Source organism: Mesorhizobium sp. M5C.F.Ca.IN.020.32.2.1, assembly GCF_004023105.1.
GTDB classification, from domain to species: Bacteria; Pseudomonadota; Alphaproteobacteria; order Rhizobiales; family Rhizobiaceae; genus Mesorhizobium; species Mesorhizobium wenxiniae.
Genome location: NZ_RZSX01000635.1, coordinates 1 through 3837 on the forward strand (window position 1 = coordinate 1; position 3837 = coordinate 3837).

General features: G+C 65.1%; 4 protein-coding genes. All 4 read right to left on the reverse strand.

The window, feature by feature from the left end:
• On the reverse strand, positions 1-1204 hold a 1204-nt coding region (locus EOA86_RS25920; protein ID WP_164891984.1), incomplete at its 3' end, for a molybdopterin cofactor-binding domain-containing protein.
• A gap of 9 nt (positions 1205-1213) precedes the next feature.
• Positions 1214-2200, reverse strand: coding sequence for a xanthine dehydrogenase family protein subunit M (locus EOA86_RS25925; RefSeq protein WP_128344296.1), 987 nt, complete (start codon positions 2198-2200; stop codon positions 1214-1216).
• Between the two features lie 3 nt (positions 2201-2203).
• Positions 2204-2863, reverse strand: coding sequence for a 2Fe-2S iron-sulfur cluster-binding protein (locus tag EOA86_RS25930; RefSeq protein WP_128344298.1), 660 nt, complete (start codon positions 2861-2863; stop codon positions 2204-2206).
• A 90-nt stretch (positions 2864-2953) separates the two neighbouring features.
• Positions 2954-3837: AraC family transcriptional regulator (locus tag EOA86_RS25935; protein WP_245497374.1), on the reverse strand; the 884-nt coding region annotated here is incomplete at its 5' end.

Here is a 3837-nt window from a genome sequence, read left to right on the forward strand (position 1 = left end):
GTTCCGGTTCGTTGCGGATCCTGAGTTCGATCGGGTCCAGGCCGAGCCGCTCGGCAAGCTCATCCATGGCGCATTCGAAAGCAAGCATGCCGGGCGCTTCGCCGGGCGAGCGCATCCATTCGCCGCGGTTGATATCCAGCGGAACCAGGCGATGGCGGGTGAGACGGTTCGGCGCCGCGTAGAGCGAGCGGGCAAAAACTGCCGTTTGCTCGCAGTACTCCTCGAAGCTGGACGTTGCGGACCAGACATCGTGCGCGACCCCGGTGAGCCGCCCATCGGTGTCTGCGCCGAGACGTACCTGTTGGATCATCTCTGCGCGGTGACCGGCATTGGCGAACATCTGCTGTCGCGTCAGCGCGATCTTAACGGGACGCTGCAGGACCTGCGCTGCAAGCGCGGCCAGGATTGTATCGGAATGGGCAATCAGCTTGGAGCCGAAGCCTCCGCCGATGAACGGGCTCACGATGCGCACACGCTCGGGCGGGATGCGAAGCGTGCTGGCGATCCCCGCCCGGAAGTTCGCCAGGGTTTGCGCCGATGTATGGATCGTCAGCTCGTTGCCTGACCAGGCGGCGAGCGTCGCATGGGGCTCCATCGGATTGTGATGTTCGAAGGGGGTCCGGTAAGTAGCATCGATCTTGACCGGAGCCGCCGCAAAGGCACTCTCGAAGTCGCCGACCACACTGTCGGTCTCGAAGCCGGCGTTGGTCCGCTTCGGTGCATAGGCGTCGGCCACACGCCCCGGCAAATCGTAGAGGCCCGGCTCCTCGTCGTAGCGCACTTTGATGAGGCCCGCCGCAGCGCGTGCCGCCTCGAACGTCTCCGCAACGACCAGCGCGACCGGCTCGTCGTAGTAGCGCACCCGGTCGCTGTTGAGCGCGGGGCGGGCGCGCGTGAAGACCTCCGGTACGGTCGGCGTGACCGCCGGGCCGAAATCCGGCTGGGCCGGCGCATTGCGGTGCGTCATGACGAGCAGCACTGCCGGCGCCCGTTCGGCTTCGGCCGTGTCGATCTCGGCGATGCGCCCCTTGGCGACGGCGGCGCCGAGAATATAGCCATAGGCTGTGCCATCCAGCGCATTCTCGTAGGCGTAGGTGGCATTACCTGTCACTTTGAGCGGACCGTCGATGCGGTCGACTGGGCGCCCGATAACGCCATTGCGTGTTTCGGAAGGACGGATCTCGCTGGTCTTCGTCTCTGTCATGGTGTCACCTCATGTACTCTCGGCGGCGGCCGCGAGCGTGTGCCGCATCGTCCGTTTCGCCAGCGGGATCTTGAAATCATTGCCGCCATATCCGACGGCTCCGGCGAGCGCGGCTTCGGCCGCATCGGTAAAGGCGCCGTCGGACGCCGTCGCTCCTGCGAGCATGCGCTCCGCCTCCGTTGCGCGCCAGGGCTTCGCTGCCACGCCGCCCATGGCGATCTGAGCGCTTAGGACACGGTCGCCGCTTTTCTCGACGATTATTGCCACCGACACCAGCGCGAAGGCGTAGGAGGCACGGTCGCGCACCTTGCGGTAAACCTGCCGGCCGGGTGGCGGCGGCGGCAGGGTAACCGCGGCGATCATTTCGCCGTGGCGGAGCACGGTGTCCACATGGGGCATCGCCTCTGGCAATCGGTGGAAATCGCCGATCGGGATCGTGCGGGTCTCGCCGCCGGGTGATATGGTCTCGATCCTGGCGTCGAGCCCGGACATGGCGACCGCCATGTCGGAGGGATGCACCGCGATGCAGGCTTCGCTCGCGCCAAGTACGGCGTGCATGCGATTGAAGCCCTGAAGCGCCGCGCAGCCCGAACCCGGCTCGCGCTTGTTGCAAGGCATGTTGCGATCGTAGAAGTAGGGGCAGCGTGTGCGCTGCAGGAGATTGCCGCTGGTCGAGGCCTTGTTGCGTATCTGGCCGGACGCTCCCGCCAGCAGCGCTTGCGTGAGCATCGGGTAGCGTGACCTCACCCGCGGATCGGCGGCGAGATCGCTGTTGCGGACCTGGGCGCCGACCCGAAGCCCGCCTTCCGCCGTCTCCTCGGTTCGATCGAACGGCAGCCGGCTGATGTCGACGAGATGCGCTGGGCGCTCGATCTCGAGCTTCATCAGGTCGAGCAGATTGGTGCCGCCGCTGATGAACTTGGCGCCCGGCCGGGCCGCAACCGCGGCGGCTGCCTGCACGGCATTTGCCGCACGTTCATAAGTGAAGGATTGCATTGCTCACGCCTCCTCTGCCGCGTCGCGGATTGCAGCGACGATGTTCGGATAAGCGGCACAACGGCAGATGTTGCCGCTCATCCGCTCGCGGATCTCGGCATCGCTGAGAGCGACAGAAGCCGCCGCCACGTCGGCGCTCGCGTGGCTCGGCCAGCCGGCCCTGGCCTCGCCCAGCATACCGACTGCAGAGCAGATCTGGCCCGGCGTGCAATAGCCGCACTGGAAACCATCGCGGGCGACGAAGGCGGCCTGCACCGGATGCAGCCGGTCACCCTCGGCAAGGCCCTCGACCGTGGTGATCTCGTCGCCTTCATGCATTGCGGCAAGCGTCAGGCAGGAATTGATCCGGCGCCCGTCGACCAGCACCGTGCATGCGCCGCACTGGCCGTGGTCGCAGCCTTTCTTCGAGCCGGTGAGACCGAGATGGTTGCGCAGGGCGTCGAGCAGCGTCGTCCGCGGGTCGAGTTCGACGGCAAAATCCTTCGCGTTGATCCGCAGGGACATCGGCATCGTCGGTACCGGCGTGGGCGAGGCGGCCGCCGTGACGCTGTCGGCCGGCTCGGCGTCAACCGGTATACCGGTAGCCAGGAGCACGCCGGTCGCCACTCCGCCCTCCAGCACCATCCGACGAGTCGGCCCGCTCCTGTTGTCTGTTCTGGCCATGCATGATCTCCCAGTCGCAGTTCTGTCACTCATCGACACTGGAGGTGGGGGTGCGGCCGGCGGCTTTCTTTCAAGAAACCGGCGGCAATGTCAGGATTCCGGAGAAGAATTCACCCGATAGGCCCGAGGCGTCATGCCCCTGAGACGCCGGAACGTCGTGGTGAAGTGGCTTTGGCTTGAAAAGCCGAGCCGAAAGGCAATGCTACCGATCGACAAACCCGTTTCGCGCAGCAGCATCTCCGCTCGCCGCACGCGTTCCTCGATCACATAGGCATAGGGTGCAAGGCCGGTCGTCGCTTTGAAACGACGCGCAAAACTGTCGACGGCCATGCCCGCGACGCCTGCCAACTCGCTTAGCGAAACGCCGGAATGCATATGTGCATCGATGTAAGCCCGAACTCGACCAAGCGCCCGACGGCTGAGGCAGCCGTGACGCAGAGAAGGATGTTGATCCCGGTTCAGAATGGCCACGCGGAGGCTGACCAGGGCGACCAGATGCTCGACATAGGCAGTGTCCGGCTTGTGGCCGAGTGCCATCTCGTCGCGAAGCGAACTCAGCAGCGTGGCGATCACCGCGTCTTCCTTGTTCACCAGGATCGGCAAATCTCTGAGGCGTTCGCATCCGGGAAGCCCGATATCGGGATCGATCCATAAGGCTGAATAGGAGAGGTTTACATCGCGATAGAAGCCGAGCCGCTCCGCGCCTGCGGGGACGAAGGTGAGGGCTCCGGGACGATCCATTCCGTCGTAGAGGGATCTTGCCTCGTGCCGGATGGATGTATGGGACGTTCCGCCTTCTTCGGTCAGCACGATCAGATGATGAGGGGCTGTCCAGCGGAGTTCCGCCTCCCGGCACGCCCACCGCCGATTGTCGAATACAATCGAGGAGCTGCCCCACGACGCGGTCTGCAGGGGCTCCGATTTCTCGTCCTGGCTCCGAAACCGTCCGTTACCAAGCAACGGTCTGAATGACA